27 protein-coding genes, 3 tRNA genes, 1 rRNA gene and 1 pseudogene are annotated in these 25,907 nt (G+C 41.0%); 21 read left to right on the top strand and 11 right to left on the bottom strand.

The annotated features are described in order from the left end of the window. The first annotated feature begins 78 nt into the window (after nucleotides 1–78). From CVT08_RS09220 to CVT08_RS09165, 12 genes and pseudogenes are all read left to right on the top strand, one after another. Nucleotides 79–834 (top strand): cytochrome C, encoded by a 756-nt coding sequence (locus tag CVT08_RS09220; RefSeq protein ID WP_107856911.1) that lies wholly within the window; start codon nucleotides 79–81, stop codon nucleotides 832–834. Further along, on the top strand, nucleotides 827–2,083 hold the full coding sequence (nosD, locus tag CVT08_RS09215; protein WP_107856910.1) for a nitrous oxide reductase family maturation protein NosD: 1,257 nt from the start codon (nucleotides 827–829) through the stop codon (nucleotides 2,081–2,083). The genes CVT08_RS09220 and nosD overlap by 8 nt, the downstream gene beginning before the upstream one ends. After that, entirely contained in the window at nucleotides 2,076–2,753 is a 678-nt protein-coding gene (locus CVT08_RS09210; protein WP_107856909.1) for a 4Fe-4S dicluster domain-containing protein, read from the top strand. Before nosD ends, CVT08_RS09210 begins: the two co-directional genes overlap by 8 nt. Then, a complete protein-coding gene (locus CVT08_RS09205; RefSeq protein ID WP_107856908.1) occupies nucleotides 2,750–3,301 on the top strand; it encodes a c-type cytochrome in 552 nt (183 codons plus the stop codon). The genes CVT08_RS09210 and CVT08_RS09205 overlap by 4 nt, the downstream gene beginning before the upstream one ends. After that, on the top strand, nucleotides 3,298–3,759 hold the full coding sequence (locus CVT08_RS09200) for a c-type cytochrome (protein ID WP_107856907.1): 462 nt from the start codon (nucleotides 3,298–3,300) through the stop codon (nucleotides 3,757–3,759). The genes CVT08_RS09205 and CVT08_RS09200 overlap by 4 nt, the downstream gene beginning before the upstream one ends. Nucleotides 3,760–3,761: 2 nt before the next feature. Then, nucleotides 3,762–4,661: a NapH/MauN family ferredoxin-type protein gene (locus tag CVT08_RS09195; protein ID WP_107856906.1), complete on the top strand. Its 900-nt coding sequence runs from the start codon at nucleotides 3,762–3,764 to the stop codon at nucleotides 4,659–4,661. A gap of 9 nt (nucleotides 4,662–4,670) precedes the next feature. Continuing rightward, complete coding sequence (locus CVT08_RS09190) at nucleotides 4,671–5,324, top strand: ABC transporter ATP-binding protein (RefSeq protein WP_107856905.1); 654 nt, start codon at nucleotides 4,671–4,673, stop codon at nucleotides 5,322–5,324. Continuing rightward, nucleotides 5,317–6,144 (top strand): ABC transporter permease, encoded by an 828-nt coding sequence (locus CVT08_RS09185; protein ID WP_107856904.1) that lies wholly within the window; start codon nucleotides 5,317–5,319, stop codon nucleotides 6,142–6,144. Before CVT08_RS09190 ends, CVT08_RS09185 begins: the two co-directional genes overlap by 8 nt. Nucleotides 6,145–6,277: 133 nt before the next feature. Continuing rightward, complete coding sequence (locus CVT08_RS09180; RefSeq protein WP_012140531.1) at nucleotides 6,278–6,685, top strand: tetratricopeptide repeat protein; 408 nt, start codon at nucleotides 6,278–6,280, stop codon at nucleotides 6,683–6,685. Nucleotides 6,686–7,298: 613 nt separating this feature from the next. Beyond that, on the top strand, nucleotides 7,299–8,381 hold the full coding sequence (locus tag CVT08_RS09175) for a PepSY-associated TM helix domain-containing protein (protein ID WP_107856903.1): 1,083 nt from the start codon (nucleotides 7,299–7,301) through the stop codon (nucleotides 8,379–8,381). Next, nucleotides 8,378–10,493: pseudogene (locus CVT08_RS09170) on the top strand (TonB-dependent siderophore receptor). The gene CVT08_RS09175 and the pseudogene CVT08_RS09170 overlap by 4 nt, the downstream one beginning before the upstream one ends. A gap of 96 nt (nucleotides 10,494–10,589) precedes the next feature. Next, the gene (locus CVT08_RS09165; RefSeq protein ID WP_107856902.1) at nucleotides 10,590–11,102 is read left to right on the top strand and encodes a chemotaxis protein; all 513 of its coding nucleotides are present in this window, start codon (nucleotides 10,590–10,592) and stop codon (nucleotides 11,100–11,102) included. On the opposite strand, the gene CVT08_RS09160 is transcribed toward CVT08_RS09165, so the two are convergent. From CVT08_RS09160 to CVT08_RS09140, 5 genes are all read right to left on the bottom strand, one after another. Continuing rightward, entirely contained in the window at nucleotides 11,099–11,416 is a 318-nt protein-coding gene (locus tag CVT08_RS09160) for a hypothetical protein (protein WP_230855932.1), read from the bottom strand. The two genes, CVT08_RS09165 and CVT08_RS09160, sit on opposite strands and share 4 nt — an antisense overlap. A gap of 37 nt (nucleotides 11,417–11,453) precedes the next feature. Beyond that, nucleotides 11,454–11,541, bottom strand: a tRNA-Ser gene (locus tag CVT08_RS09155). Between the two features lie 43 nt (nucleotides 11,542–11,584). Continuing rightward, entirely contained in the window at nucleotides 11,585–12,067 is a 483-nt protein-coding gene (locus tag CVT08_RS09150; RefSeq protein ID WP_107856901.1) for a GNAT family N-acetyltransferase, read from the bottom strand. A gap of 2 nt (nucleotides 12,068–12,069) precedes the next feature. Beyond that, entirely contained in the window at nucleotides 12,070–12,873 is an 804-nt protein-coding gene (locus CVT08_RS09145) for a M48 family metallopeptidase (RefSeq protein ID WP_107856900.1), read from the bottom strand. Between the two features lie 410 nt (nucleotides 12,874–13,283). After that, nucleotides 13,284–14,252 carry a putative transporter gene (locus CVT08_RS09140; RefSeq protein WP_107856899.1) on the bottom strand — a complete coding sequence of 323 codons (969 nt, stop codon included), beginning with the start codon at nucleotides 14,250–14,252 and terminating at the stop codon, nucleotides 13,284–13,286. Between the two features lie 109 nt (nucleotides 14,253–14,361). Here CVT08_RS09140 and CVT08_RS09135 point away from each other — a divergent pair, with 109 nt between their 5' ends. Then, a complete protein-coding gene (locus CVT08_RS09135; RefSeq protein WP_107856898.1) occupies nucleotides 14,362–14,808 on the top strand; it encodes a DUF411 domain-containing protein in 447 nt (148 codons plus the stop codon). A gap of 39 nt (nucleotides 14,809–14,847) precedes the next feature. On the opposite strand, the gene CVT08_RS09130 is transcribed toward CVT08_RS09135, so the two are convergent. Further along, complete coding sequence (locus CVT08_RS09130) at nucleotides 14,848–16,161, bottom strand: sodium-dependent transporter (protein ID WP_107856897.1); 1,314 nt, start codon at nucleotides 16,159–16,161, stop codon at nucleotides 14,848–14,850. A gap of 171 nt (nucleotides 16,162–16,332) precedes the next feature. Here CVT08_RS09130 and CVT08_RS09125 point away from each other — a divergent pair, with 171 nt between their 5' ends. Then, nucleotides 16,333–17,673 carry a hemolysin family protein gene (locus CVT08_RS09125; protein ID WP_103559186.1) on the top strand — a complete coding sequence of 447 codons (1,341 nt, stop codon included), beginning with the start codon at nucleotides 16,333–16,335 and terminating at the stop codon, nucleotides 17,671–17,673. Nucleotides 17,674–17,901: 228 nt separating this feature from the next. Here CVT08_RS09125 and CVT08_RS09120 read toward each other — a convergent pair whose 3' ends face one another. The 4 genes from CVT08_RS09120 to CVT08_RS09105 all read right to left on the bottom strand — a co-directional run bounded on the left by CVT08_RS09120 (nucleotide 17,902) and on the right by CVT08_RS09105 (nucleotide 20,237). Further along, entirely contained in the window at nucleotides 17,902–18,039 is a 138-nt protein-coding gene (locus tag CVT08_RS09120) for a hypothetical protein (protein WP_159071002.1), read from the bottom strand. Between the two features lie 70 nt (nucleotides 18,040–18,109). Next, nucleotides 18,110–18,766 carry a sugar transporter gene (locus CVT08_RS09115; RefSeq protein ID WP_107856896.1) on the bottom strand — a complete coding sequence of 219 codons (657 nt, stop codon included), beginning with the start codon at nucleotides 18,764–18,766 and terminating at the stop codon, nucleotides 18,110–18,112. Nucleotides 18,767–18,772: 6 nt separating this feature from the next. Then, a complete protein-coding gene (locus CVT08_RS09110; RefSeq protein WP_107856895.1) occupies nucleotides 18,773–19,663 on the bottom strand; it encodes a DUF3137 domain-containing protein in 891 nt (296 codons plus the stop codon). 10 nt (nucleotides 19,664–19,673) lie between these two features. Next, entirely contained in the window at nucleotides 19,674–20,237 is a 564-nt protein-coding gene (locus CVT08_RS09105) for a LemA family protein (RefSeq protein WP_107856894.1), read from the bottom strand. A 157-nt stretch (nucleotides 20,238–20,394) separates the two neighbouring features. Between CVT08_RS09105 and CVT08_RS09100 the strand changes: the two genes are divergently transcribed. Genes CVT08_RS09100 through CVT08_RS09090 form a run of 3 tightly spaced genes read left to right on the top strand, consistent with a single transcriptional unit; the run spans nucleotide 20,395 to nucleotide 22,393 of the window. Continuing rightward, nucleotides 20,395–21,240, top strand: a complete 846-nt coding sequence (locus CVT08_RS09100) for a fumarate hydratase (RefSeq protein ID WP_107856893.1) — start codon at nucleotides 20,395–20,397, stop codon at nucleotides 21,238–21,240. Nucleotides 21,241–21,249: 9 nt separating this feature from the next. Beyond that, the gene (locus CVT08_RS09095; RefSeq protein WP_021092611.1) at nucleotides 21,250–21,810 is read left to right on the top strand and encodes a Fe-S-containing hydro-lyase; all 561 of its coding nucleotides are present in this window, start codon (nucleotides 21,250–21,252) and stop codon (nucleotides 21,808–21,810) included. Between the two features lie 43 nt (nucleotides 21,811–21,853). Beyond that, nucleotides 21,854–22,393 carry an L-cystine-binding protein TcyA gene (locus CVT08_RS09090; RefSeq protein ID WP_107856892.1) on the top strand — a complete coding sequence of 180 codons (540 nt, stop codon included), beginning with the start codon at nucleotides 21,854–21,856 and terminating at the stop codon, nucleotides 22,391–22,393. On the opposite strand, the gene CVT08_RS09085 is transcribed toward CVT08_RS09090, so the two are convergent. Continuing rightward, entirely contained in the window at nucleotides 22,371–22,844 is a 474-nt protein-coding gene (locus CVT08_RS09085; protein ID WP_107856914.1) for a cysteine permease, read from the bottom strand. The two genes, CVT08_RS09090 and CVT08_RS09085, sit on opposite strands and share 23 nt — an antisense overlap. 95 nt (nucleotides 22,845–22,939) lie before the next feature. Here CVT08_RS09085 and CVT08_RS09080 point away from each other — a divergent pair, with 95 nt between their 5' ends. The 4 genes from CVT08_RS09080 (at nucleotide 22,940) to CVT08_RS09065 (ending at nucleotide 25,548) form a co-directional block, all read left to right on the top strand. Then, entirely contained in the window at nucleotides 22,940–23,314 is a 375-nt protein-coding gene (locus CVT08_RS09080) for a RidA family protein (protein WP_107856891.1), read from the top strand. Between the two features lie 464 nt (nucleotides 23,315–23,778). Further along, nucleotides 23,779–25,289, top strand: a 16S ribosomal RNA gene (locus CVT08_RS09075). Between the two features lie 94 nt (nucleotides 25,290–25,383). Next, nucleotides 25,384–25,460, top strand: a tRNA-Ile gene (locus CVT08_RS09070). Between the two features lie 12 nt (nucleotides 25,461–25,472). Continuing rightward, nucleotides 25,473–25,548: transfer RNA gene (locus CVT08_RS09065), tRNA-Ala, on the top strand. Nucleotides 25,549–25,907: the final 359 nt, after the last annotated feature.

Raw genomic sequence — 25,907 nt, 5'->3', positions numbered from 1 at the left:
TAAGGGGCATCTTTGCCCCTTTTAAATTTTAAAATTTAACTTTTGCTAGGCTAAATTTTAAAATTTAAAGGAGAGATTATGAGTAAATATAAAATTTATACCATTGTTGCACTTATCATCATGAGCGTTTGTTTTACTCTGCCAGTTCTTGGCTGGCATGGAGCTAAAGAGCGTATAGCCGCGGGCGATGAGCTACCATCTTATAGCTACACTATCTACGATCTTTATAGCTCATTTCAGTATAAAAACCACCTTTTGCCAAAAGAGGTGGCAAGTGATCTTCATAAGATGATCGAGCAAAAAGCAGAGATTGGCACGCCATCTTTTCCTATCTGGTACGTATCTCTTGAAGCGCCAAACTACCCAAAGGCAGCCTTTCCAGATGGCATCCCAGTATATTTTCACGTAGATGGATATAGCGGCGACGTGCACGAGATGAACACGATAAACCACTACATCGGCATGTATCCTATGGAACATGGCGGCAATGTCGAGCGAGCGATCGCGCCTTATTATCTACTAATAGCAACACTTTGCATGCTTGCATTTTTATACTATGACGGTAAATTTAACTCGCTTCTCATGGTGCCAACTATCATCGCACCTGTGCTATTTATGAGCGCATTTGTGGGCTGGCTATATTGGTACGGACACAATATGCAAGAGTGGGGCGCCTTTAAGATAAAGCCATTTATGCCAACCGTTTTAGGCGATGGTAGCGTGGCGCACTTTACGACCCACTCTTATCCGACCATCGGCTTTTGGGTGATGATGGTGATGAGCGTGCTTTGCATACTTGCGGTCTTTTCAAAGAAAAAAGAGCTAAATGCGTAAATTTTTTAAATTTGCCCTTGCCTTTTTGCCACTTTTTGGCTTTGCAAACGTCCTTCAAGATGCGATAAATAACGCAAGTCCTGGCGATGTGATAAAGCTAGGGGACGCTGTTTATGAAGGTGGTATAACGATAAATAAGCCTCTTAGCATCATCGGTGAGGGCAAAAATGCCCATATAAAAGGGAGCGGCAAAGGCAGCGTTATAAAGATCATCGCTTCAAATGTGACACTTAAAAATTTAAAGATAAGTGGCAGTGGCAACGACCTTGGCGAACTTGACGCTGGCATAGGCTGTGATAAGGCAAATAACGTAGAAATTTCTAAAAACGACATAAGCGACGTGCTTTTTGGGATTGATTTTAAAGAGTGCAGTAGCTCAAAGATCACTGAAAACAACATCACCTCAAAAAAGGGCGCTAGCCTTGGCTTTAGAGGCGATGCGGTGAGACTTTGGTATAGCCATGAAAATTTGATCGAGCACAACAATATCCGCGACAGCCGTGACATGGTCGCATGGTACGCAAGCCACAATAAATTTCTAAGCAACAAGGCAGTTGGCAGCAGATACTCGCTTCACTTCATGTATGCTAATCAAAATTTAGTCGAAAATAACGAATTTATCGGCAACGCTGTTGGTATGTTTTTTATGTATTCAGCTGGCTCAAATATAAAAAACAACCTCGTTATGGATAGTGACGGCGCTTTTGGCATCGGCATCGGACTAAAGGACGTGTCTGACTTTACGATAGAAAACAACACACTTATCTATAATGCGCGTGGCATCTTACTTGATAACTCGCCCTTTCAGCCAGGATCGACGATAAATTTTATGGGCAATAAAATTTTACACAACGTGGTTGGCGTTTATTTTCACGCTACGCAAGGCACAAGCATCTTTGAAAACAACGACTTTATCGGCAACATGGACATCGTCGTAAATGACACTCCGGGCGAAAAGATGCTTTTAAATAGGTGGAGTAAGAATTATTATGATGAGTATGAGAGCTTTGATAGAGATAAAGATGGCTACGGCGACACGCCATTTTTGCATCTCTCATATATCGATCAGCTTTGGCAGTACTATCCAAATTTGCAGTTTTTCTACGGCTCAAGCGTCTTTAGTGTCTTAAATTTCTTAGCCAAACTAGCTCCATTTTCTGAGCCGATAAAGCTACTTGAAGATAATTCGCCTAGGATAAAACCGCTCGATGCTTCAAATTTCAACGCTTTAAGGTCAAAACGTGGATAGAAGAAATTTTATGATAATTGGCTCAGCCGCAGCAGTGGCTGGATACGCCATAGGCAAGTTTTTGCCAAAAAGTAGTGGCGACAAGCTCTATCTTAGACCACCAGGTGCTGTTGATGACTTTGATGATCTTTGCGTAAAATGTGGTCAGTGCGTGCAAGTATGCCCTTATCACAGTATAAATTTACTTGATATAGAAGATGGCTACTCAAGTGGCTCAGCTCACATCGACGCCAAAGAGCGAGGCTGCTACTTGTGTGATCTTTTCCCATGTGTGCTAGCCTGTCCTAGCGGTGCGCTCGATCACGCGACAAAGGTCGTGGGTGACGTCAAAATGGGCGTTGCAGTTTTAAGTGGCACGGCAGCCTGTTTGAGCGTGAAAAGAGAAAATTTAAGCGAAGCTGGCGTTAAGCATCTACTTGATCGCAAAGCTTATAACGACAGAGAAGAGGCGCTAAAAGATAAGATAAAAGGCAAGATCGGTCAAATTTGCGATCTTTGTGTCACGCTTTGCCCAGTTGGCGATAGCGCGATAGTGATGAGCCAGACAAATTTGCCGCTCATAAAAAATGGCTGTGTGGGTTGTGGTGTTTGTGCTGAGGTCTGCCCAGCAAAGATCATAAATATCGCCCCAAAGATGAGTTATGATGAAATTTACAAGGAGAAAAAATGAGAGTAATAATACCTTTAATAGCTGCTGCGTTGATATTTGTCGGCTGTGAAAAGAGCGAGGACAAAGCGCAAGAGGCTGCTAGTGAGCAAGGCGCAAAGGTAGCGACAAGTGCTAGCATAAAGGTCGAAAAAAATGAAGATAACCAAAGCATAAATAAGCAAAATGAATTTATAAAATACGATATGCACGGCGAAAAAAGCGTCAAATTTGGTCTTGAAGACAATAACGTAAGTCGCCAGATCGGAGCGCTTGCCATGGTAAAAAGCCCGCTTCAAAGTATAAATTTAAGGCTTATAAAGGGCAGACTTAGCAAAGACTTCATCACTAAGTGCTCAGCCTGCCACGATGACTATGCAAATGGCATCATCGGACCATCTCTTTTAACAAAGAGCGAGGATGAAATTTTCAAGATGATAAACGCTTATAAAAACAAAGAGAAGGTAAATGTGCTAATGCGTGATCTTGTTAAAAAGATGGATGAGAGTGAGATTAGAAAGCTAGCCAAAGAGATAAGCGATTTTAATGCGCAGTTTAGGAGCAAACAATGAAAATCGGAAAAATCATAACGATCATTTTAGCGGTGCTGATATGTGGCATCATGGTATTTATGCTAAGCCAAACTCCGCCTAAAAAGGAGAAAGCAGAAGCTAGCGTTCAGCCAAAAGTAGAGCAAAATATCTCAAAAGAGCAGTCAAAGTCTAGCGAGGAATTTGCCAGCGAAGACGAGCTAAAAAAGGTAAAAGAGCTAAGCCTAAGTGTGGCTAAGACACAAAATGAAGGCGTTAGTAGGCAGTATCTTACCTCTTGCGCACCATGTCACGGCGCAAATGGCAAAGGCATAGTAGCGCCTGACATCACTCATCTAAGCAAAGAAGATCTGCTAAAAAAACTAGCTGATTATAAAGCTGGCAAGGTGCAAAACACGCTTATGAAGGGACTGCTAACAAACGTTAGCGACAGCGAACTAAACAGCCTTGCTGATGAAATTTCTAAATTTAAAAAGTAAAAATGGATAAATATAACGTTCGTGCGACCGTTAGAAACGTAAGCTTTCTAAGCACGCTAATAACGACTACAAAAGATGGCAAAAAGCGCCCAAGCATACGTTTTTGGCGCATTTTCACCATCGTGCTAGTCCATCTTTTATTTGTGCTCTCATACAGGGTCGATGTGCAAATTTTAGAGGGTGACATCAGCGCTTCAAGGATACTTGGCTTTCACCTAGCAGACGCTTTTATGAGCTTGCAAGTCTTTTTGGCAACGCATGAAATTCATGTAAATTTACTAATCGGCTCGCTTAGCATCTTAGCCTTTTACATTATTTTTGGAGGCAGGGGCTTTTGCTCGTGGGTTTGCCCATACTCACTTATAAGCGAGATAGCTGAGAAAATACATGAAAATTTGCGTGCAAAAAAGATAGTAAAACCGCGAGTTTTTGACACAAAGTGGCGCTACATATTTACCATTTTGTTTTTGGCTCTTAGCTTTGCTAGCTCAAGTCTTGTCTTTGAAATTTTTAACGTCGTTGGGATATTTTCAAGATTTATCATCTACGGCTACTTTCACGCTATCTGGCTAGTCGTGGCTATGCTTGTGGTTGAAATTTTCTTTTCGCGCAGGGCATGGTGCAGGTATGTTTGCCCTGTTGGAGCGAGCTATTCGCTACTAGCAAAGCCAAATGCGATAAAGGTCAGCTGGGATAAAGAAAAGTGCGATCACTGCTTAGTTTGCACCGATGTTTGCCTAGTGCCACACGTGCTTTTTATGACAAAAAAGGGGGCAAAAACTGACGATAGTAAAAAGCTCTTTAGGATAGCAGGGGCTGACTGCACGCTTTGTGGCAGGTGTATCGACGTGTGCCACCAAGATGCGCTTAAATTTGACAATGGCTTTAAGAAACTCATATAAGGAATTTTTTTGATAGATATAAAAGAAGTAACGAAAATTTTTGGCTCGCAAAAGATACTTGATAGCGTCAGTCTAAATGTAAAAGCTAGCGAAAAGATAGCGATACTTGGGCAAAATGGAGCTGGCAAAAGCTCGCTCATGCGTATCATCTTGGGCGAGTTTGTGCCAAATAGCGGAAGTGTCGCGATAAAAGGCGTAAATACCCTAAAAGATAGAAAAGAGGCGCTAAAGTTTATCTCATTTGTGCCGCAAACCCCACCGCCACTTAAATTTAGCCTGCGTGAGCTTTGCGAATTTGTCTCCAAAAGCTCAAATGTCAAATTTGAAGAGATAGAGAAATTTAGCAAGCTTTTAGAGCTTGACCTGCATGCAAATTTAAACAAGTCCTTTTACAAACTCTCTGGCGGTATGAAGCAAAAGATGCTAATAGCCATCGCATTTGCCAAAGATAGTGAAATTTTGATGTTTGACGAGCCAACGGCAAATTTAGATGTAAAAGCAAGAGAGTCTTTTAAAAATTTGCTTGATAACTTCACGCAAAAAAAGACGCTAGTTTTTATCTCGCACCGCATAGATGAGATCGCTCATTTGCTCGATAGATGCGTCTATATGGACCTTGGCAAGATCATAAAAGAAGAAAATTTAAGGAGCAAGAGTGAATAACCTTTTTTTAATAGCAAAACTAGACGTCAAAGAGTCGTTTCGCTCAAGGTGGTTTGCGATCTATGCGCTTCTTTTTTCTGCTTTGATGATAGGATTTTTATTTAGCGGAGTGACGGACTCTCGTGTGCTTGGCTTTTCTGGGCTAACAAGGGCGCTACTTTTGTTTATACAAATTTGCGTCATCATCGTGCCGATATTTATCCTCATCTCAACCGTTAGAAGTATAAATCAAGACAGGGACACAAACCTGCTTGAGTACGTGCTAAGCTTCCCGCTAAGCCTTAAAGAGTACTACTTTGGCAAGGCGCTTGGGCGGACATTTGTCGTTTTTGTGCCGCTTTTGTTCTCGCTTTTGCTTTGCGTGGTGGTTGGCTTTATAAAGGGCGTGTCGATACCTTGGGGCGTGCTGGTGCTCTACTTTGGCCTGCTTTTTAGCCTAAGTATCGTCTTTTTATCGCTTGGCTTTTTCATCTCAAGCCTTATCAAAAACCAAGAAACAGGCCAAGGCGTGGCGTTTTTGCTCTGGCTTATCATGCTAGCTTTTATCGACCTAGTGCTTATTGGGCTGCTTATGCGAAGCTCAGTCGATGAGTACGTCATCTACTCTATCGCGATGTTAAATCCGATCGAGCTTTTTAGGATAGCCGCACTTAGCCTTTTTGATCCAAATTTAGCAGTGATAGGCACTGCTTCTTACTTTATCTTAGGCACATTTTCAAAAGCGACCTTCGTAGCTTATGCGATCATCTATCCTTTGGTGCTTGGCGTAATCTTGCTAGTTTGCGGCTATTTGGGCTTTAGCAAGAGAGATCTTGTTTGATTGTTTTTTGTTAAATAAGAGTTGGTTTTAAATTTAGACGAAGCTTGTATTATTCCACTTGTCCAACAAGAAACCTCCTTTTTGTAATGACCCCCTTTCCCCCAAAGGGGGTTTATCTCTCTCAAGGAAATTTATGAAAAAATCCATTTTATTTTTAGCCTTTGCCGTTTTATCTCTAAGCGCAAACTGGGATGAAAATATGCAAAACTGCATCAACAAAAGTGACGCAAAAGCTTGCGAGAGCTTTACTAAAAAGCTTTCAAGCGAGTGCGAAAACAAAGATAAAACTTCTTGCTTTTTATATGCTGACATGCTAGGGCGAGGTCTTGGCGTTGAAAAAGATCTGGTTAAATCTTACGAAGTCTTTAAGTCGCTTTGTGAAAATGGTAGCAGTGAAGCTTGCTACGAGCTAGCTACAAAATATCTGCAAGGAAACGGCGTAGAGCAGAGCTTTGATCTATCTGCAAATGCTCTTGATAAGGCTTGCAAGATGGGCAGCAAACGAGCTTGCAACGTCCTAGAGCTTGTGCCTAAGAATTGAAATTTATCTAACATTTATATCTATGACGAAGTAAATTCGCAAATTTTAAACTTTCATTTACTCGCAAGAATTGACTACTAAAATTTGGCTTCGCTTACAGCTTAGCTCAAATTTTAGAGCCGAAATTACTCGTTCATGAAATTTTAAAATTTGATAGAACTTTTGAATAAAACACGTTTAGGCATAATAAAATTTCAAATGTTAATTTTTCTTTTATACAAAGCATACATTTTTACCTTTTTAAAAGATAAATTTTTCTAGCAAATACCTAAATATAGTGATTTAATTTAGTATTACGCAGAATTTCTTTTTTATTAACTAAAAATTTCATTAAAATTTATATTTAAATAATAACATTTCATCGTCCTAAACGGACCCTCCTTTTTGTAGCGGTTAAGACTTTGCTTCCCCCTTTTCTGGCTTCTCCGCACACACAAAGAGGAGTTTTATATCTTTTAAAATCAAATTTCTTACCCTTCTAAACTCAAATTTCACAAACGTCACTTTCTTTTTAAAATTATATTTTGATAATGGTTTTAAAAATTATAAAAGGAAAAATTTTATAAAATTGCGATCTATTATCAAAAATAACTTTTAAAAGGTGGCTAAAAGGTTGAAATTTTTAAATTTAAAGCTTTTTTACAAGGTGCATGCATATTTGTCGCTTCTCTTTTTTATTCCACTTGTTGTAGTTTGCTTTAGCGGTGCGATCCTCGTTTATAAAGACGAACTAAACAGCCTTTTTATCCCAAATATCGTAAATGTAAATTTAAACAAAGAAAATTTAAGCAAAAGGATTAGCTTTGATGAGCTAAGAAATATCATCGCAAGCAAGTTTGGCGGCTACGAGATGGTTGGTATAAATATCGATGCAAACCCTAAAAAGTGTGACAAAATTTGGCTAATCGAGCATAATGACAGTAAAAAAGAGTGGAAATTTATCTATTTTGATGCTTTTAGCGGCAAGATAAAGAGTGAGCCACTTGCGCACGATGAGGGATTTTTCGGGGTTTTAGCGCATATCCATGAGGAGCTTCTTCTTGGAAAAAGTGGCAATATCATCCTCTTTTTAACAGCTATTTTTACATTTTTTATCTGCATTAGCGGCTTTGTGATCTACCGTAAATTTTGGCTAACTCTGCTTAGACTGCGCGTAAATGGGCTAAATGTTTTCATGAACGACATCCACAAGATAATAGGAATTTTTTGCACGCCAGTTTTACTGCTCATTTGCATAAGCGGCGCTTGGTGGGAATTTCAGATGGCACGCACGCCAGAGTTTAAAAACGACTTCGTAATAGACGCAAAAATTTATAACAAAAGTTTATCCCTTGATGAGCTGGTCGCTAGATCGAAAAAGGAGATCAAAGGCTTTGAGCCACACTTCATATCGCTGCCTTTCATGCAAGGGGCAAACATCCGCATCTTTGGCTACGTGATATGGCAAAGCTTTTTGCATAACGAATACTCAAGCGTGATCACCTACGACAAAGAAAGCGGCAAACTAGTTAGCGTCCTAGACATAAAAAATGCAAATTTAAGCGAGAAAATCCTCTCAGCCTTTAGGAGATCGCACTTTGGAAACTACAACCAAACTACAAAATTTATCTGGTTTATAGTGGGCATCTCGCCGTTAGTTTTGAGTATATCAGGGCTTTATCTGTGGTTTAGAAAATTTAAAAGGAGAAAAAAATGAAAAAAATTTTACTTAGCTTAGTTGCTTTAAATTTGGCATTGCCTCAAATTTACGCTAGTGAAAATGAGAAGGTTTTAGAAGCGGTCGATGTCGTGGAGAGCGAGCGAAGAGATGATGCAAACTACTTTGCAAAAGAGCTTGTAAAGAGCACAACTAGGCTAAATTTAACCTCTCGTCAAACGCCCCAGTCGCTAACTGTGCTAACAGAAGCAAGGCTAAAAGATCAAAGGCATTAAGGACTATCAGGTGCTTCTTAGAAATATCCCAGGCGTCACGCTAAACAAATGGGACGAACGCGTGTATCCGACGGCTCGTGGCTTTAAGATAGATTATTACTTGCTTGATTCGATGCCTAGCTTTGGCGGCTTTAGTCTTGGCGCAAATGATATGAGCTTGCTGCCTTATGAAAGAGTTGAGGTGGTAAAAGGGGCAAATGGCCTACTTGCAGGCGCTGGCAATCCAGCTGCAAGCTTAAATTTCATAAGAAAAAGAGCAGACTCAAAGGAGCTAAAAGGAAATTTTGGCATAAGTGCTGGCTCATACGATAGATACGGCATAAATGGCGATGTGCAAACGCCAGTAAATGAGAGCGGAAGCGTTAGAGCAAGGCTTTCTTTTATGCATGAGAAGTCGCACTCTTATATGGATTATTATAACCGCAAAAATAGCGCGATTTACGGCGTAGTCGATAGCGACATAGGCGATAACTCATGGCTTAGTCTTGGTGCGTTTTATCAAGAGTTAAGACGCCACGGCGGTAGGTGGGGTGGCATGCCAGCTTTTTACGTAGATGGCTCTAGGACAAATTTTAGTAAAAATGAAATTTTCTCTCAGCCTTGGACTAGGTGGGATATAAAAACACTTGATTTTTACGCTGATTTTAAGCACTACTTTGAAAATGAAGCGAGCTTAAATTTAAGCTACTCATTTAGACGGGCAAACACTGATTCAAATTTACTCTACTACGGTGGAGCGGTAAATTTAGACGGTACTGGCAATATAAGTGATCTTTACATTTATGCAAACAAAAGAGAGGAGAACATCCACAACGTCGATGCATACGCAAATATCCCTTACGAGATAGCAAATTTATCTCATGAGTTTGTCTTTGGCGCGATGTATAACAACTATAAAAAAAGTAGTGATAAGGTAAGTAGCTACTTGGTGCAAAAGAACACGCCAGCTGGGCTTGCTTATACGGCTAGAAGTAGGATAGACTTTAAAAATTTACACCTTGATGATCCAAAACTCCCTTACGAAGATCAAAACAATAAAGACAAAACGATACAAAAGGCATTTTACGCGGCAAATAAACTATCAATCACCGATGAGCTTAAATTTTTGCTAGGTGCCAGGGTGAGTTACTACAAATACGAGATCGAGGGTGGTAAAGGCAATAGAAATTTCACAAATGAGATCACGCCATATCTTGGCGTCACTTACGACATCGGAGCAAACCACACTCTATATGCTAGCTACACGAGCATATTTAAACCTCAAACCGTAAAAGATGCAAATGACAAATATCTTGATCCTATCCAAGGCAAAGACTATGAAGTGGGCATCAAAGGCGAGTATCTTGACGGGGCGCTTCAAGCAAGTCTTGGCGTCTTTAAGATCGTGCAAGACAAGCTTGGCATAAACACTGGCAAGAAAAATCCAGCGACAAATGCCGACATATATGAAGCTGGCAAGGGCGTGACAAGTAAGGGTGTCGAGCTAGATCTAAACGGCGAGATCACTAAAAACTTAAGCCTAAGCTTTGGCGCAACGCACTTTAACGCAAAAGATGCCAAAGGTGAGAAATATGCCACCGACTCATCAAGAAGCACGGCAAATTTATTTGCAAAGTATGAATTTAGGGACTTTAGAGTAGGAGCTGGGGCTATGTATAAGAGTAAAATTTACACTGGTAAGGGCGCAAGCGAGATCACGCAAAAGGGCTACACCTTGGCAAATTTGATGTTTGGATATAAATTTGCTAAAAACTTTGACGTGCAGCTAAATATCGACAATCTCTTTAATAAAAAATACTACGAGGGCATTGGTGCAAACAAGATGGTTTATGGCGATCCACGCACCTTTAATCTCAGCTTTAACTATAAGTTTTAGCTAAATTTACTCTAATGCGCCAGCTAAATTTCTAGTTGGCGCCATTCATTTTTTGCATAGTAGGTGTATAATTTCAAAAAAACTAAGGAATTTGCATTGCTTAAAGCGGAAGTGATATATAAATTTTGTATCGTCTGTGCTCTTGCCTGTGGGATCTGCCTGCTTGCATTTACTGGGCTAAATTTCGCCATGGGCGAGTATAATGAGTGGATGATGAGCGCACACAAATTTGCAGGAGCTTTGATCGTTTGTGCCGTGATCTTGCACCTTTTTAACCGCAGAAGAAAGCTAGTAAAGCTCATAAATGAGATAATCGATGTCACCACGCACCGCAAAAATCCAACGATCTGCAACATGGACCGCATCATCGCCTCGCTTGAGCCTTACACTATCAGTGAAATTTCACGCATGCTTGGCTTTGACGAGGCCCTGTTTTGCAAGAGTTTGCGCGAAAATGATGTTAAATTTAATAGTCCCAGCCAGACTTTACGCCAGATCGCACGCATGAACGATGAGAAGATATTTTTTGTTCTCGTGCTCATCGTCGAGGCCAAATTTGGCAAGAGATTTTGCGGTGCGGTAAGTTGTAGTGTCGGGAGAAAATTTTAGTGCTCGCTATTCGGCTGCCACCTCTGCTCTTCAAGGTCGATGTGATATAAAAACGTCCTAATGACCTCTTCGTCGATCTTTGGGTCTTTGTTTAGCTCACAAAGCGCCTTTCGCTGCTCATTTAGGATCTCAAAATAGGTCTGCCTGACCTCGTCGCTGATCTCGAAATTTTCATTTGAAAGCTCGAAATTCCAAACTTCTTTGAGTTTCTGAAACAAGAAATTCTCCTCATTGCAAAATTTCTCGCTTTGAAATTTAAGCGAAGCCTCTGCGATCGCCTTTTTTATCTTGATCCTTGCAAGCTCATTTGGCATGTCCTCAAAACTAAGTAAATTTGATAGGTTTAAAAAATGGTGGGTAGAGAGAGATTCGAACTCTCGGTGAGTTGCCCCACACACGCGTTCCAGGCGTGCTCCTTAAACCGCTCGGACATCTACCCAAAAAGAAGGTGATTATATCTTCATTTGCTTAATGCTTGGCTTTTAAAGCTTTAGCCCCAAGATAACGACATCTTTGTACTCGCCATCCATTAGGCAAACGCCCGGCAGTTCGCCCCATTTTTTAAAGCCAAATTTCAAAAATAGCTCAAGGCTTGCTTCGTTTTTGCTAAAGATTAGCGCGATGATATTTTTTAAATTTAGCTCTCTAGCTTCATTTAGGCTGTGGGCTAAAAGCTGCTTGCCGATACCCTTTTTAAGAGCTTTTTTAGCGACATAGATGCTTATCTCTACGCTTATATCGTAAGCGATCTTGGGGTTAAAGTCACTTAGTGAGCAGTAGCCTAAAATTTCATCATTTTCTTTGTAGATAAAGATAGGGCGCGAGCCGCCGTGGGCGTTAAACCAAGGCTCTCGCTCCTTTGTGCTAACTGGGCGCATATCCGCAGTCGCACTTCTGTCTAAAATGTAGTCATTATAAATTTGCGTGATCGCAGGTAGATCGCTTGGCTTTGCCCGTAAGATCAAGCCTAGCCCCTTTTTGCCGCCTGATATACTGGCTCAAGCTTGGCCGCGACCTCTTTTAGGTCTTTGATCCTGCTCTCGTTTGATGGGTGAGTGCTTAAAATTTCAGGTATTTTGCCAACATTCATCTTGCTCATTTTAACCCAAACTTCGACCGCCTCTTTTGGATCATACCCAGCTCTTGCCATTAGCTCAGTGCCGATGCGATCGGCTTCGGTCTCATGTGAGCGAGAAAATGGCAGAGAAATGGTGTATTGGCTGGCTAAATTTAGAGCGCTTGCGCCAAGGTCGCCAAGTCCTGTGGCAGTTGCAACTGCGAAGATGCCGATGTTTTTGAGCTGGTCGGTGCTCGCTTGCTCCCTGCTGTGCTCTCTAAGCGCGTGGGCGATCTCGTGACCCATGACAGCTGCTAGCTGCGCATCTGTTAAATTTAACTTTTTGATGATGCCGCTATAAACGACGATCCGGCCCCCTGGCATACACCAAGCATTTAGAGTATCTTCGTTGATGACATTTACTTGCCACTTCCATTTTAGGGCGTCTTCTCTAAAAACGGCAGTTTGAACGATCAGCCTTTTTGCGATCTCTTGAACTCTTTTTGTGAGGATCGGATCGACGTTTAGCTCGCCTTTGCTTCTAGCGGCTGTTAGTGTCTTGACGTAAGCTTGAGCCGAGCTTTGCTCCATCGCCTCAGAAGATACTAACATGAACTGCTTGCGATCTGCGCCCACGACGCCTGACTTTGTGACGCTCGTGCAGCCGGTGATAAGCATGCTGGCTGTTAATAACGTAAGTAAAATTTTTTTCATTTTTATCCTTTTTGGATTAAAATTTGGCGTATTATAGCTTGTGTTGGATATGTATTGTTAAACGAGGGGTGAAATTTAATTTTTGCATTGGTTTTGGCCTTTTGTAAATTTTAAAATTTGATAGATTTTATTAAACTCATGCGGCGCAAAGCGCTATTGCATGCACCTCTAACGTGCGAGGGGATAGGGGGATTTAAAAAGGGGGATAAGGGGACGGCCTCGTAACTCGAGTCCCCTTGTCACCCTTTTGAATAAAAAGAATTTACAAATTTTAAACTTTCATTCACTTGCAAGAATTGACTACTAAAATTTGGCTTCGCTTGCAGCTTAGCTCAAATTTTAGAGCCGAAATTACTCGTTCATGAAATTTTAAAATTTGTCTGAGTTTTTTGATATATAAATTTTAACCCCTACGCTTTATAGTCTATATTTCTCTCAAATTCTCTCAAACGCTTATTGACCGACCTTAACTCCGTTATCGTCGTCCAGTTGTTGATAAAGACGCTAAAGCTCTCTCTGACCTGAGAGAAGGCGTTGCTAGCTTGTACGAGGACGCCAAGTGTGATAAAGCCGCTAAATAGGCCATTTCCCATGATGATGTAAGGCACGATGACAAGAATTTGCGAAAACGAGATGAGCCAAAGGTTGAAGTAGCCGTAGTGCAAAAATAGCTTGTAGTAGTTTAGCTTGACCCCTGTAAAAAGCTCTAGCATGACGTTTGGCTGGCAAAATTTGAGCTTATCATCTTCGCCATAAACTAGCTCTTTTCTAAAGGCCGCCTCTGCTTTTTGGTTGTTGTATTCAAGATGTGGTAGCTTTATGCCTACAAACCACGATACGATGAGGCCTCCGATGCTAATTAGTAGAGCGATATAAACCAGCGAGCCATTGATATCTTTGATGTAAGGTAGGCTCACACTCTTGCTTAGCTCCCAAAGCACCGGTATAAAGGCGATGAGCGTCATAAATGCCTTTAAAACCTGCACACCAAGGCTCTCCATGATCTTAGCAAAGCGGTAGACGTCCTCTTGGATACGCTGCGAGCTACCCTCGATGTCGTTTTGGCAATTTCGCCAAAATTTGAGGTATTTAAAGGTCATCGCCTCCCTCCAGCGAAAGACCCAGTGACTCGCAAAGAACGATATCACCGTGTAGGTTACGACGTATGGCATGGCGATCTTTATGAAATTTAATATCTCGCGCCAAAACTCATCTACTTTGTGATCCTTTGAGTTTTGCACGATGTCGTAGAAATTTTTATACCACTCGTTGATGCGGACGTTTAGATGCGTTTGATAGACAAGTAGTAAGATGATAAATAGCGCTCCGCCGTAAGCCCAAAGCGCCCATTTTTTGTCTTTAAAAAATGATGAAAACATAAAGTGCCTTTTGTAAATTTTGGCAATTATAGCAGGCAAGGTTTAAGCATTTATATAAAATTTAAACCCAAACTATATCATTTTGCAAATTTTAACGTAAAGGAAAATGATGAAGAAATTTGCATTTTTAGCTCTTAGCCTTTGTGCGACCTTGGCGCTTGCGGCCGATATGAAGGTCTATAAAAGCCCAACTTGTGGTTGTTGTGGCAACTGGGCCAATGCTATGCAAAAAGCTGGCTTTAGCGAAGAGACCATAAAAGTAGATGATATGGTCAAGGTTAAAAAAGAATTTCACGTGCCACTAGAGCTTTCAAGCTGCCACACAGCGATCGTTGATGGCTACGTCATCGAGGGTCACGTGCCAGCTGATGAGGTCAAGCGCCTGCTGGAGCTTAAACCAAAAGATGCCGTTGGTATCGCAGTGCCTGGAATGCCTATGGAGAGTCAAGGTATGGAGCAAGGCGGCAAAGCCGAGCAATACGACGTCATACTCTTTAAAAAAGATGGCTCACAAGAGGTCTTTGCTACTTACATCGGCTCTAAAAAGCTAAAATAACTTCAAATTTAGACTTAGCTCGTCTTTTGATGGGCTAAGTTAAAAAGAAATTCCCTTGCTAATGGCGATGATGCAGAGCAAAAAGGCTATCGGCACATAGATAAATTTACCTACAAAATACCAAAATGAGCCGTAAGTTTTATTCGCTCCTGAATTTACCTCGTCTAAAATTTCTTCTTTTTTAATGATCCAAAACCAAGATATTGCGCCGATGACTGCGCCGATTGGGATGATGTAGATAGAGACAAAGTCCATCCAAGGTCCCCAGCTGCTAATAGGCTCCATAAACGCTCCAAAGCCAAAGCAAACCACGCAAAGTAGCGCAAGCACCCAAAATCTACTAAGGTGTGGGAATTTATGCATAAGCGACTCAGCGACCACCTCAAACATATTTTGAAGCGAGGTGATACCGCCAAAGATGACCGCGGTAAATAGTATGATCGCAAAAATTTGACCGCCGATCATATTTTGTAAAATTTTAGGAAGCGTTACGAAAAGTAGCTTTGGACCCTCAGCTGGATCCATAGCGTAGGCAAAGACCGCTGGGATCATAACAAGGGCCGCCACAAGGGCTGCAAGTGTGTCAAAAAATGCCGTAGTTTTGGCACTTTCTACGATGTCCTCATCCTTTGAAAGATATGCTCCATAAACTATCATGCCAGAACCCGTGATAGAGAGCGAGAAAAAGGCTTGACCCATCGCAGTGACCCATACCATCGGATCTTCAAGCTTGCTAAAGTCAGGGATAAATAGAAATTTATACCCCTCAAATGCGTTTGGAAGCATCGCGACATTTATAGCCAAAATGGCAAATAGCACGAAAAATAGCGGCATCATTATTTTATTAGTCTTTTCGATGCTTTTTGCCCCAAAAAATAGCGTAAGAAGCGTGCCAACGATCACTATAAAGTGATATGGCAGGACTGAGTACTCGGCAAGTGCAAATGAGTTAAACCAAACATTTGTATCAACACTCATAAACGAGCCAGTAAGCGCCTGAGTAAGGGCTTTTAGCACGTAAGCGATGATGACAGCGTAGCCGATGGCTATGCAAAGTGAGCCAGCAAGTGGGAGCCAGCCGACGATACTGCCGATGACGCCTAAATTTCTACTTTGCCAAGCAAATTTATATGATCCTAGCGTGCCAGTCTTTGCGCGTCTGCCGATCGCATACTCTGCGCTTAAGCCAACGTATGAAAAAAGAGCTACAAAAAAAACGTAGATGAGCAAAAATGCTCCACCACCATTTGTGCCAAGCTTGTAAGGAAAGCCCCAAACATTTGCCATACCAACGGCTGAACCAACTGAGGCTAGTATAAACGCCCAGCGTGATGAAAAATTCTTTTTGCTCATTGTAAAATCCATAAATTTAGTGATGAAAATAATGTTACCAAAATATGATTTAAGAACTTTTTATAAATCTTAAATTTAAGAAACGTTGTTACTTTTGGGCGTGGCTAATTTGACCGCTAAATATAAATTCGCTATAATCAGCACAAAATTTTTAACTCTTAAGGATCATAATTGTACCCCAGTAGCGATAACTCGCTTTTAATGGTAATACTTGCCATTATATTCATTTTACTAAACGCATTTTTTGTTTTGTCGGAATTTTCCCTTGTTAAGGTTCGCAAGTCTAGACTTGAAGAGCTTATCAAAGAGAAAAAGCCAAATGCCCAGCTTGCTTTTGAGATGTCAAACAAGCTTGATACCTATCTTAGTGCCACTCAGCTTGGCATCACGCTAAGCTCACTCGCCCTTGGTTGGATCGGTGAGCCAGCAGTCGCAAGGCTCATAGAAGCCCCACTTAAAAATGTTTTCAACCTTAGCGATATCTTAGTTCATACAGTCGGCTTTGCGATCGCATTTACGCTTATCACGCTACTTCACGTAGTTATGGGCGAGCTTGTGCCAAAGTCAGTCGCCATAGCCAAATCAGAATCAGCAGTGCTTAAAATCGCTCGTCCGCTTCACTTTTTCTGGATACTTTTTTCGCCTATCATAAAGCTTTTTGATATCCTAGCTACATTTGGACTTAAAATTTTAGGCATCCAGCCAGCAAAAGAGAATGAGCTAGCACACTCTGAAGAGGAGATCAAGATCATCGTTGGCGAGAGCTTAAAGGGCGGTGTGCTTGATAGTTTTGAGACTGAGCTTATCAAAAATGCAGTTGATTTTAGTGACACGGTCGCAAAAGAGATCATGACGCCAAGACGCGATATGATCTGCATAAATAAGCAAAAGAGCTTTGAAGAGAATTTACAAGTCGTTTTTGAGTCAAAATATACTCGCTACCCTTATATAGACGGCTCAAAAGATATCATTTTGGGCATGATACACATTAGAGATATCTTGCAGCTGCACTTTAGCGAGGATAAAGAGAAGAGCTTTGACGCGATCGTGCGTAAATTTGTCATCGTGCCTGAGAGCCTTTCTATCTCAAAGGTGCTTGTGATGATGAATAAAGAGCAAATTTCAGCTGCGCTTGTCGTCGATGAGTATGGCGGCACGGCTGGACTTCTTACGATGGAAGATATCATGGAGGAGGTGCTTGGTGACTTTAATGACGAGCACGATGAGGTCGATCAGCACTATAAAAAGATAAACGAAAATATCTATGAATTTCAAGGCAGATACGACTTAGAGAGCGTTGAAGAGGTCCTTGGCATAAGCTTTGATGAAGAGACCGATCAAGTAACGATCGGCGGATATGTTTTTAATCTTATCGGTCGTTTGCCAGTTGTGGGCGACAAGATCGAGGATGAAAACTGCTACTACGAGGTGAGAAAGATGGATGGAGCTAGCATCTCACGCGTAAAAGTTAGAAAAAAGATAAAAGAAGAAGAGGAGCCAGCTCAGGCTTAGTTTGTAAATTTAATGGCTTTTTTGGCCATTAAATTTAACCTCGTAAAATCATAAAAAATAGAGCAAATTTAAGTGGCATTGCACTTTTTAAAGGCTATAAGCCCTTAAATTTAACTTTTAAAACCACAAAATTTAAAGCGACACCACCTTTTTAAATAGCTCTCTAAAAACATCACCACCACCTTTTTCGTAAATTTGGTTATAAATTTTAAAAATGGCTTGCGAGTTTTAAAAATTTATCATCTGCTTGCAAAAGTAGCCATTTGAGCGATCTTGTTTGTGATATTTAAATTTACTAAAGCTAGTTAGCCTTGGCTCAGACGCAATACCAAAAAAATTTGTTATAAATTTCTCTATCGCGCTCATCTAGGCTGCAACAAGAGAGTCAAATTTTCTTTTGTTAAACCTTAACGCCTCTTAATAGCTTTTTTGTAGTCTAGTTTTTATCTTGATAAAAGCGTGCTAGATCTTTGCCGTGCTTTAATGCTAGCTCGTAGTAGGGCGTGTCTGGGTCCTCGCCTATCATCTCATAGAGCTTTTTACGAAGCTCTGGTAAAAGACGAAGATCGCTATAATCTATCCTCTCTTTATATGCTGGCAAGCCTTGTAAAAGCAGGGCATTTGAGTAGTTTATGCCGCCAGTTTTGCTGCCAGTAATGTTAAATTCATTCTCATATTGCGCGCGAGTTAAGCCAGTTGGTATGCTAAGCTCTCCTCGTTCTAGGCAAATTTTATCATTGCTACTGATGATATACTCTGGAAATTCTAACTCTTGGTAGTTGATATCTTCGTGATCATAATAGACCCACTTTATAGCGTCTTTATTTTTGCGGTTGAAACTGCTTTTGTAGATGAAGCTTCCCGGAATGATAAATTCACGGCTTTTTAGCACTGGAGCGTCTGCTATATCTTTATAAACAGCAACCAAGTAGCAGTCACTAAAAAAATCAAGCGGCCAAAGAAGCCCCTCATTTGCTCGCTTTATAAAACGGTTCATGATATCAACTAAGATTTTGCCAAAGAAATATCTCTTGTAGTAATCATTATAGACGTAAAATATGTCGCCCTCTTCGAGCTTTTTCTTTTCTGACATTTAAATTTAGCTCTTCCAGATGTTTTTATTTAGCTCCAGATCGTGCATGATCTGTGAAAAGTCACTGATACTTGAGATGTAGTTTTGCACGCTCTCGTTGCTGTTTATCGGCTTTTTAAGATCAGGCTCAAAGCTATCCTTTCTAAGGTCGATCGCGATAAAAATTTCATTTTTTAAAAACACTGCCGAGAGTGGGGCATTAAATTTAGTTCTTAATCTGCTTAAATTTTCCATCAGCTTTGGCGTTAGAGCGTATCTAGCTGCGATCTGATCGGTCGTGTAGGTCTTAAAAAGCTCGTTAAATTTAGGGTTATCCATCGTCGCTTGCTCGCCCTCGCTTCTTAGATCAGATGTTCGCTTTTTGTCGCAGACATAGATCGTGGCGTTTAGCTCTTTTTTAAACTCAGCCTTTAGCAAAATGCCTTGAAATTTCACTGTTGTAGTAGTGCTTTTTTCGCCCTTTACTTCTTTTGCCGCATAAAAATCACAAAGCTTAAACTGCGTGTTATCGATCTGTCCGTAGATCATATCCTCTGCGTAGTGTCTATTTACATCAGCGTCATAAATTTTTAAAAAATCGTTCAAATTTAGCCCGCTATTTGCGTTGAAATTTAGACCATAGTTTTTTACGATGACGCCAACTACTTTTTGTTTAAATTTTGCTACAAGCTCGTTTTTTAGCCCATTTATCGTCTTGCCAAGATAAAAAACTCCGCCAATTAGCAAAAAGAAAAATAAATTTCCAAGGTGCAGTGACGCCAAAAAACCACTTACAACTATGATGCCAAGAAAGCCATAAGCGATCATTTTAAAGGCTTTTTGCCCCATGGCAAGGCGCTCTTTTTCAAGCTCGTCAAGGTCGCTTAGATCGATGCCTTTTAGTTCGTCTGCTTGCATTTTTTATGCCTTATTTTTTAAAAAGATCACCGACGTTTGGAGCAACTGCTTCATTTTCAGGGATATCAAAAAATACATCTTTGTGAAAGCCAAACATTGAAGCTACGATGTTTGAAGGAAACATCTGTGTGGCGTTATTGTAAATTTCAACAGCTGAGTTGTAGGTGCGTCTGGCGGCTGAAATTTGCTCTTCAACCTCGTTTAGTGTGCTTTGGATGTGAAGTAAATTTTGATTTGCTTTTAGATCAGGATAGTTTTCTACGCTCACTCTAAGGCCATTTAGCAAGCCTGAAATTTTGTTATTTAGCTCAAATTTCTCCTCATTTGTTGATGCACTTCTAGCACTCTCTCTAAGGGCAGTGATGTTTTCTAGCAAGCCCTTTTCATGCACCATGTACTCTTTTGCAGTGGCTACTAAATTTGGTATGAGGTCATATCTTCTTTTTAGCTGCGCGTCGATGCCAGCCTCCACGCTTTTTACTTGGTTTTGCTTTGCAACAAGTGAGTTGTAAAGGCTGATGAAAAAGACAAAAATGACTGCGATAACAAGTATCACGATGACTAACGAATTCATAACTTTTCCTTTGAAATTTAAGTTTGTTGTAGTTTATCCAAAGTTGCTTAAGAGTATTTAAACACCGAGGTTGGTGGTTAAATTTAATATTATAATTTAATCTTAAATTTTACATATAATTTATATAATTAAAAATTGTTTTTTACGAGGAGGATAAATGAGAACGGTAAACGTAAAAGATATAAAAGAGACTGTTGCAAAGCTTTGCAAACAAGCCTGTTACGTCGTTACGCCAGATCTAAAGGCTGCTTTTACAAAAGCTCAAACCACTGAGAGCTCATCTCTTGGCAAAGACATTTTGGGCAAAATTTTGCAAAATGCCAAGCTAGCAGAAGAGGGCGTAGCGCCTATTTGCCAAGATACGGGCATGACTGTTGTCTTTGTTGAGATCGGCCAGGACGTGCATATAGAGGGCGGATACATCGAAGATGCGATAAATGAAGGCATTGCGAAGGGCTACACTGAGGGCTATCTTAGAAAGTCAGTCGTTGCTGAGCCACTTTTTGAGAGAAAAAACACTACAAACAACACCCCAGCGGTCATCCACACTAGGATCGTGCCAGGGGATAAGCTAAAGATAAAAGTCGCTCCAAAGGGCTTTGGTAGTGAGAACAAATCAATACTAAAAATGCTTGTGCCAGCTGATGGCATAGAGGGCGTTAAAAAGGTATTTTTAGAGGCTGTAAAATACGCTGGACCAAACGCTTGCCCTCCAATGACGATAGGCGTTGGCATAGGTGGCACTATGGATAAAGCAGCACTTCTAGCTAAACAAGCTGCAGTTCGTCCAGTAGATAGCAAAAACGCCGATGCAAGATATGCAAAACTTGAAGATGAGCTTCTTGAGCTCGCTAGCCAAACAGGCGTCGGTCCTCAAGGACTTGGCGGCGATACAACTGCTATAAAAGTAAATGTCGAGTGGTATCCAACTCACATCGCAGGCCTACCAGTAGCCATAAATATCAACTGCCACGCTGCACGCCACGCAGACGCCGAGCTTTAAGGAGATAACATGTCAGAAGTTAAAAGAATAACAGCACCATTTGATAAAGAGGTGGTAAAAAGCCTAAAAGCAGGCGACAATGTCCTAATCTCAGGCACTATTATCGCAGCTCGTGACGCCGCTCACAAGGCGCTAACAGAGGCTCTAGCACGTGGCGAGAAGTTGCCAGTTGAGCTAAAGGGCGAGACTATCTACTACGTCGGACCAACTCCAGCCAAGCCAAACCAAGCTATCGGCGCAGCAGGCCCAACAACAAGCGGCAGAATGGACAAATACACACCAACTATGATAAATGAAGTTGGTATAAATGGCATGATCGGTAAAGGCTACCGAAACGACGCCGTAGTCGAGGCTATGAAAAAATCATGCTGTGTTTATATGGTCGCTATCGGTGGTATCGGAGCGGTCATTAGCCAAAGTATCAAAAAATACGAAGTCTTGGCATATCCAGAGCTAGGACCAGAGGCAGTTGCAAGACTCACAGTAGAGGACTTCCCAGCGATAGTCGCTATCGACTGCGAGGGCAATAACTTCTACGAAGTCGGTCAAGCACCTTATAAAAAAATATAAATTTGATCCGCTAGCAGCCTAAGCTAGCGGAATTTCTCCCAAAATGAAAAGTTTTTGCAACGATCAAGCAAAGCCACTACTTAAATTTTTTACGAGCACCAAAAGTGAAATTAGAAATTTAAAGCTAAAGCAAATTCTGAACAAGGGCTTTATCTCAAAACCACAAGGGATATTTTTAAAAGCTGCCATAAGAAAAAGGCAGAAATTTGAAGAAAATAAGACGCAAAATGAGTGGTCGCTAAATGAGATAGTGGTCTTTGAAAGCGAGTATGAGAGCCCTGAAGAGTATTTTAGCGACGTGGGGTCATTTGTTGTGAAATTAGCTGATAAATTTAGAAGAAGTGGCATTAGCGAGGAGTTGGTCTTTGCTGTTTCGTTTCAGGCGCTGCAGTTTATCACGCTGAGTAGCGAAGAGTTTAAATTTATATATGAAGACTACGATGAGAGCACAAACTCCGCTCACATTAAAATTTACGCCAAAAGAGAAAACGACGAAATTTTGCTATATAAAGATAGGATAGGGGGCTACAAAACCGAGGCGCTGATCGTTTACGAGGTGGCTAGTAGTAGCCAAGACACATAGTATCAGTTAGTTTTATGCGCTTTTCAAAGGGTGCTGGCGAGAAAAATTTGCACTTTTCGATGTAAATCCTATACGAGTAGTTAAGCTTTAAATCATCATAAAATTTCTTTAAATTTAAAAATTTGATACCGCAAATTTCATGAAATTCAAAAAGCTCATAAATTTTAGAGCCATTTTTTGCCACAAGGTGTGAGGGAGCAAGCGAGGTAAATGAACAAAAGACGCCAGTTGGCACAAGACCATTTAATGGCGTGCAAGTCTCTAGTGCGCTTTTAAATTTCTCTGGGACGCTCTTTTTTCTAAGAAAAACGATGCGTGAGTTTTCAAATTTAGCGCTGATCGCATTTTTCCAAAAGAGATAGGCGTTTGATGAGATGCCGGCGTTTTTGGCAAGCTGAGCGCCAAGCACGTAGTCATCTAAAAATTCGTTTGGTGCAAGGGTTATTTGCATCTTTGTCCTTTTGAAATTTTTGCTCATTATAGCCTTTGGTGCCTAAAAATTTAGAAATTTATAGTAGGATTTTGCCAAAATTTAAAGGAGAAGATATGAAAAAACAAATTTCAACAAAAAACGCTCCACAAGCGATCGGACCATACTCTCAGGCGATTAGCGCGAATGGATTTTTATTTATCTCAGGTCAGCTTGGCGTCACACCAGAGGGCGAGTTTGCAGGTAGTAGCGTAGAGGCTCAAGCGCATCAGTCACTTACAAATTTGCAAAACATTTTGGCTGAGGCTGGACTTAGTTTTGATAATGTTGTAAAGACTACGATCTTTTTAGCAGATATGGCAGATTTTGCCAAGGTAAATGTCACATACGCTAAATTTTTCAAAGAGCCATATCCAGCTAGAAGCACGGTAGCTGTGAAGACTTTGCCAAAAGATGCACTCGTAGAAATTGAGGTTATCGCAGCTTGCTGACACATATCGTGAAAAAGTTATATCACATATAATTAATCTTTATAAGATGGAGAGCAGAACTCTCCAAATTTATGTCTAAAAAATTTTGATTTTATAAAATATTTTGCAATTATTTCAACTATCTTTAAGCATCCCTCATATATAATTCCAGCTCACGAAACGAGAAACCACCTTTAACTTCAACGTTAATAAAGCCTTTTTCTTATCGTTGTTCTTTTAACTTACAATTGTTAAACTATTAGTCAATCTTTGAAATCTAAACAAGTGATCGATTGAGCCAGTCTATTATGATTAAATAATAGATTAGACAAACTAATATAAAAACTAAAAGTTTTTTTGATTAAAAACTTCATAATAAATACTAAAAAGCAATTTTAGTAAAAACATTATTACTAGATTGCATTAGCAATCCTAGTCTTTAGTGTTGCTTCTTAGTAAAGCTCTGCTTTACGCTAAAGAAGGTTAATATGGAGAGTTTGATCCTGGCTCAGAGTGAACGCTGGCGGCGTGCCTAATACATGCAAGTCGAACGGACAAGTAAGAGCTTGCTCTTATGAGTTAGTGGCGCACGGGTGAGTAATGTATAGCTAATCTGCCCTACACTAGAGGACAACAGTTGGAAACGACTGCTAATACTCTATACTCCTGTCTGACATAAGTTAGATAGGGAAAGTTTTTCGGTGTAGGATGAGGCTATATTGTATCAGCTAGTTGGTGAGGTAATGGCTCACCAAGGCTATGACGCATAACTGGTCTGAGAGGATGATCAGTCACACTGGAACTGAGACACGGTCCAGACTCCTACGGGAGGCAGCAGTAGGGAATATTGCTCAATGGGGGAAACCCTGAAGCAGCAACGCCGCGTGGAGGATGACACTTTTCGGAGCGTAAACTCCTTTTGTTAGGGAAGAACAATGACGGTACCTAACGAATAAGCACCGGCTAACTCCGTGCCAGCAGCCGCGGTAATACGGAGGGTGCAAGCGTTACTCGGAATCACTGGGCGTAAAGGACGCGTAGGCGGATTATCAAGTCTCTTGTGAAATCCTATGGCTTAACCATAGAACTGCTTGGGAAACTGATAATCTAGAGTGAGGGAGAGGCAGATGGAATTGGTGGTGTAGGGGTAAAATCCGTAGAGATCACCAGGAATACCCATTGCGAAGGCGATCTGCTGGAACTCAACTGACGCTAATGCGTGAAAGCGTGGGGAGCAAACAGGATTAGATACCCTGGTAGTCCACGCCCTAAACGATGTATACTAGTTGTTGCTAAGCTAGTCTTGGCAGTAATGCACCTAACGGATTAAGTATACCGCCTGGGGAGTACGGTCGCAAGATTAAAACTCAAAGGAATAGACGGGGACCCGCACAAGCGGTGGAGCATGTGGTTTAATTCGAAGATACGCGAAGAACCTTACCCGGACTTGATATCTAACAAATCATCTAGAGATAGAAGAGTGTCTGCTTGCAGAAATGTTAAGACAGGTGCTGCACGGCTGTCGTCAGCTCGTGTCGTGAGATGTTGGGTTAAGTCCCGCAACGAGCGCAACCCACGTCATTAGTTGCTAACAGTTCGGCTGAGCACTCTAATGAGACTGCCTTCGTAAGGAGGAGGAAGGTGTGGACGACGTCAAGTCATCATGGCCCTTATGTCCGGGGCGACACACGTGCTACAATGGCATATACAATGAGAAGCAATATCGCGAGATGGAGCAAATCTATAAAATATGTCCCAGTTCGGATTGGAGTCTGCAACTCGACTCCATGAAGCCGGAATCGCTAGTAATCGTAGATCAGCCATGCTACGGTGAATACGTTCCCGGGTCTTGTACTCACCGCCCGTCACACCATGGGAGTTGATTTCACTCGAAGCCGGAATACTAAATTAGTTACCGTCCACAGTGGAATCAGCGACTGGGGTGAAGTCGTAACAAGGTAACCGTAGGAGAACCTGCGGTTGGATCACCTCCTTTCTAGAGTACATATAGATATTCTCTCACAAGATATCTATAAGAAAGATATTCTCAATCATCCTTGTTTAGTTTTGAAAGATTGATAGACCTATAGGGGCCTATAGCTCAGCTGGTTAGAGTGCACCCCTGATAAGGGTGAGGTCACAAGTTCAAGTCTTGTTAGGCCCACCAGAGAATTTAATTGGGGAATTAGCTCAGCTGGGAGAGCGCCTGCTTTGCACGCAGGAGGTCAGCGGTTCGATCCCGCTATTCTCCACCATAAAATAGTTTAACAGAAAAAGTCTATATTAAGTGTTTTTAGAAACATTTACTTTAGACTTTTAAGCGTACTTAATCTTTATTGATGACAAAGTTGTCGAAAGTAACTTTGTGCTTTAGGGGTTTCCAAAGGGTGTAACTCTTTGGTCGTAAAGACTAGCTTGCTAGTCTGCGAAGTCTAAATGTTCTTTTAATTAATATTGTTAATAGTCACAAGCAAGTTTTAAAAACAATTTTACAGGACTTGTTAAAGATTTAAATTTCTATTCTCTTTGCATTTAATGCAAAAGTTTGACATCACAATCTATTTAGGATTTAAAACTTATCTAAATAGTAGTCAATGCTTTCCGTCTTGAGAGC

This window comes from Campylobacter concisus (genome assembly GCF_003048835.2).
Taxonomy (GTDB): Bacteria; Campylobacterota; Campylobacteria; order Campylobacterales; family Campylobacteraceae; genus Campylobacter_A; species Campylobacter_A concisus_D.
This window is presented reverse-complemented; position numbering and strand designations above follow the sequence as displayed.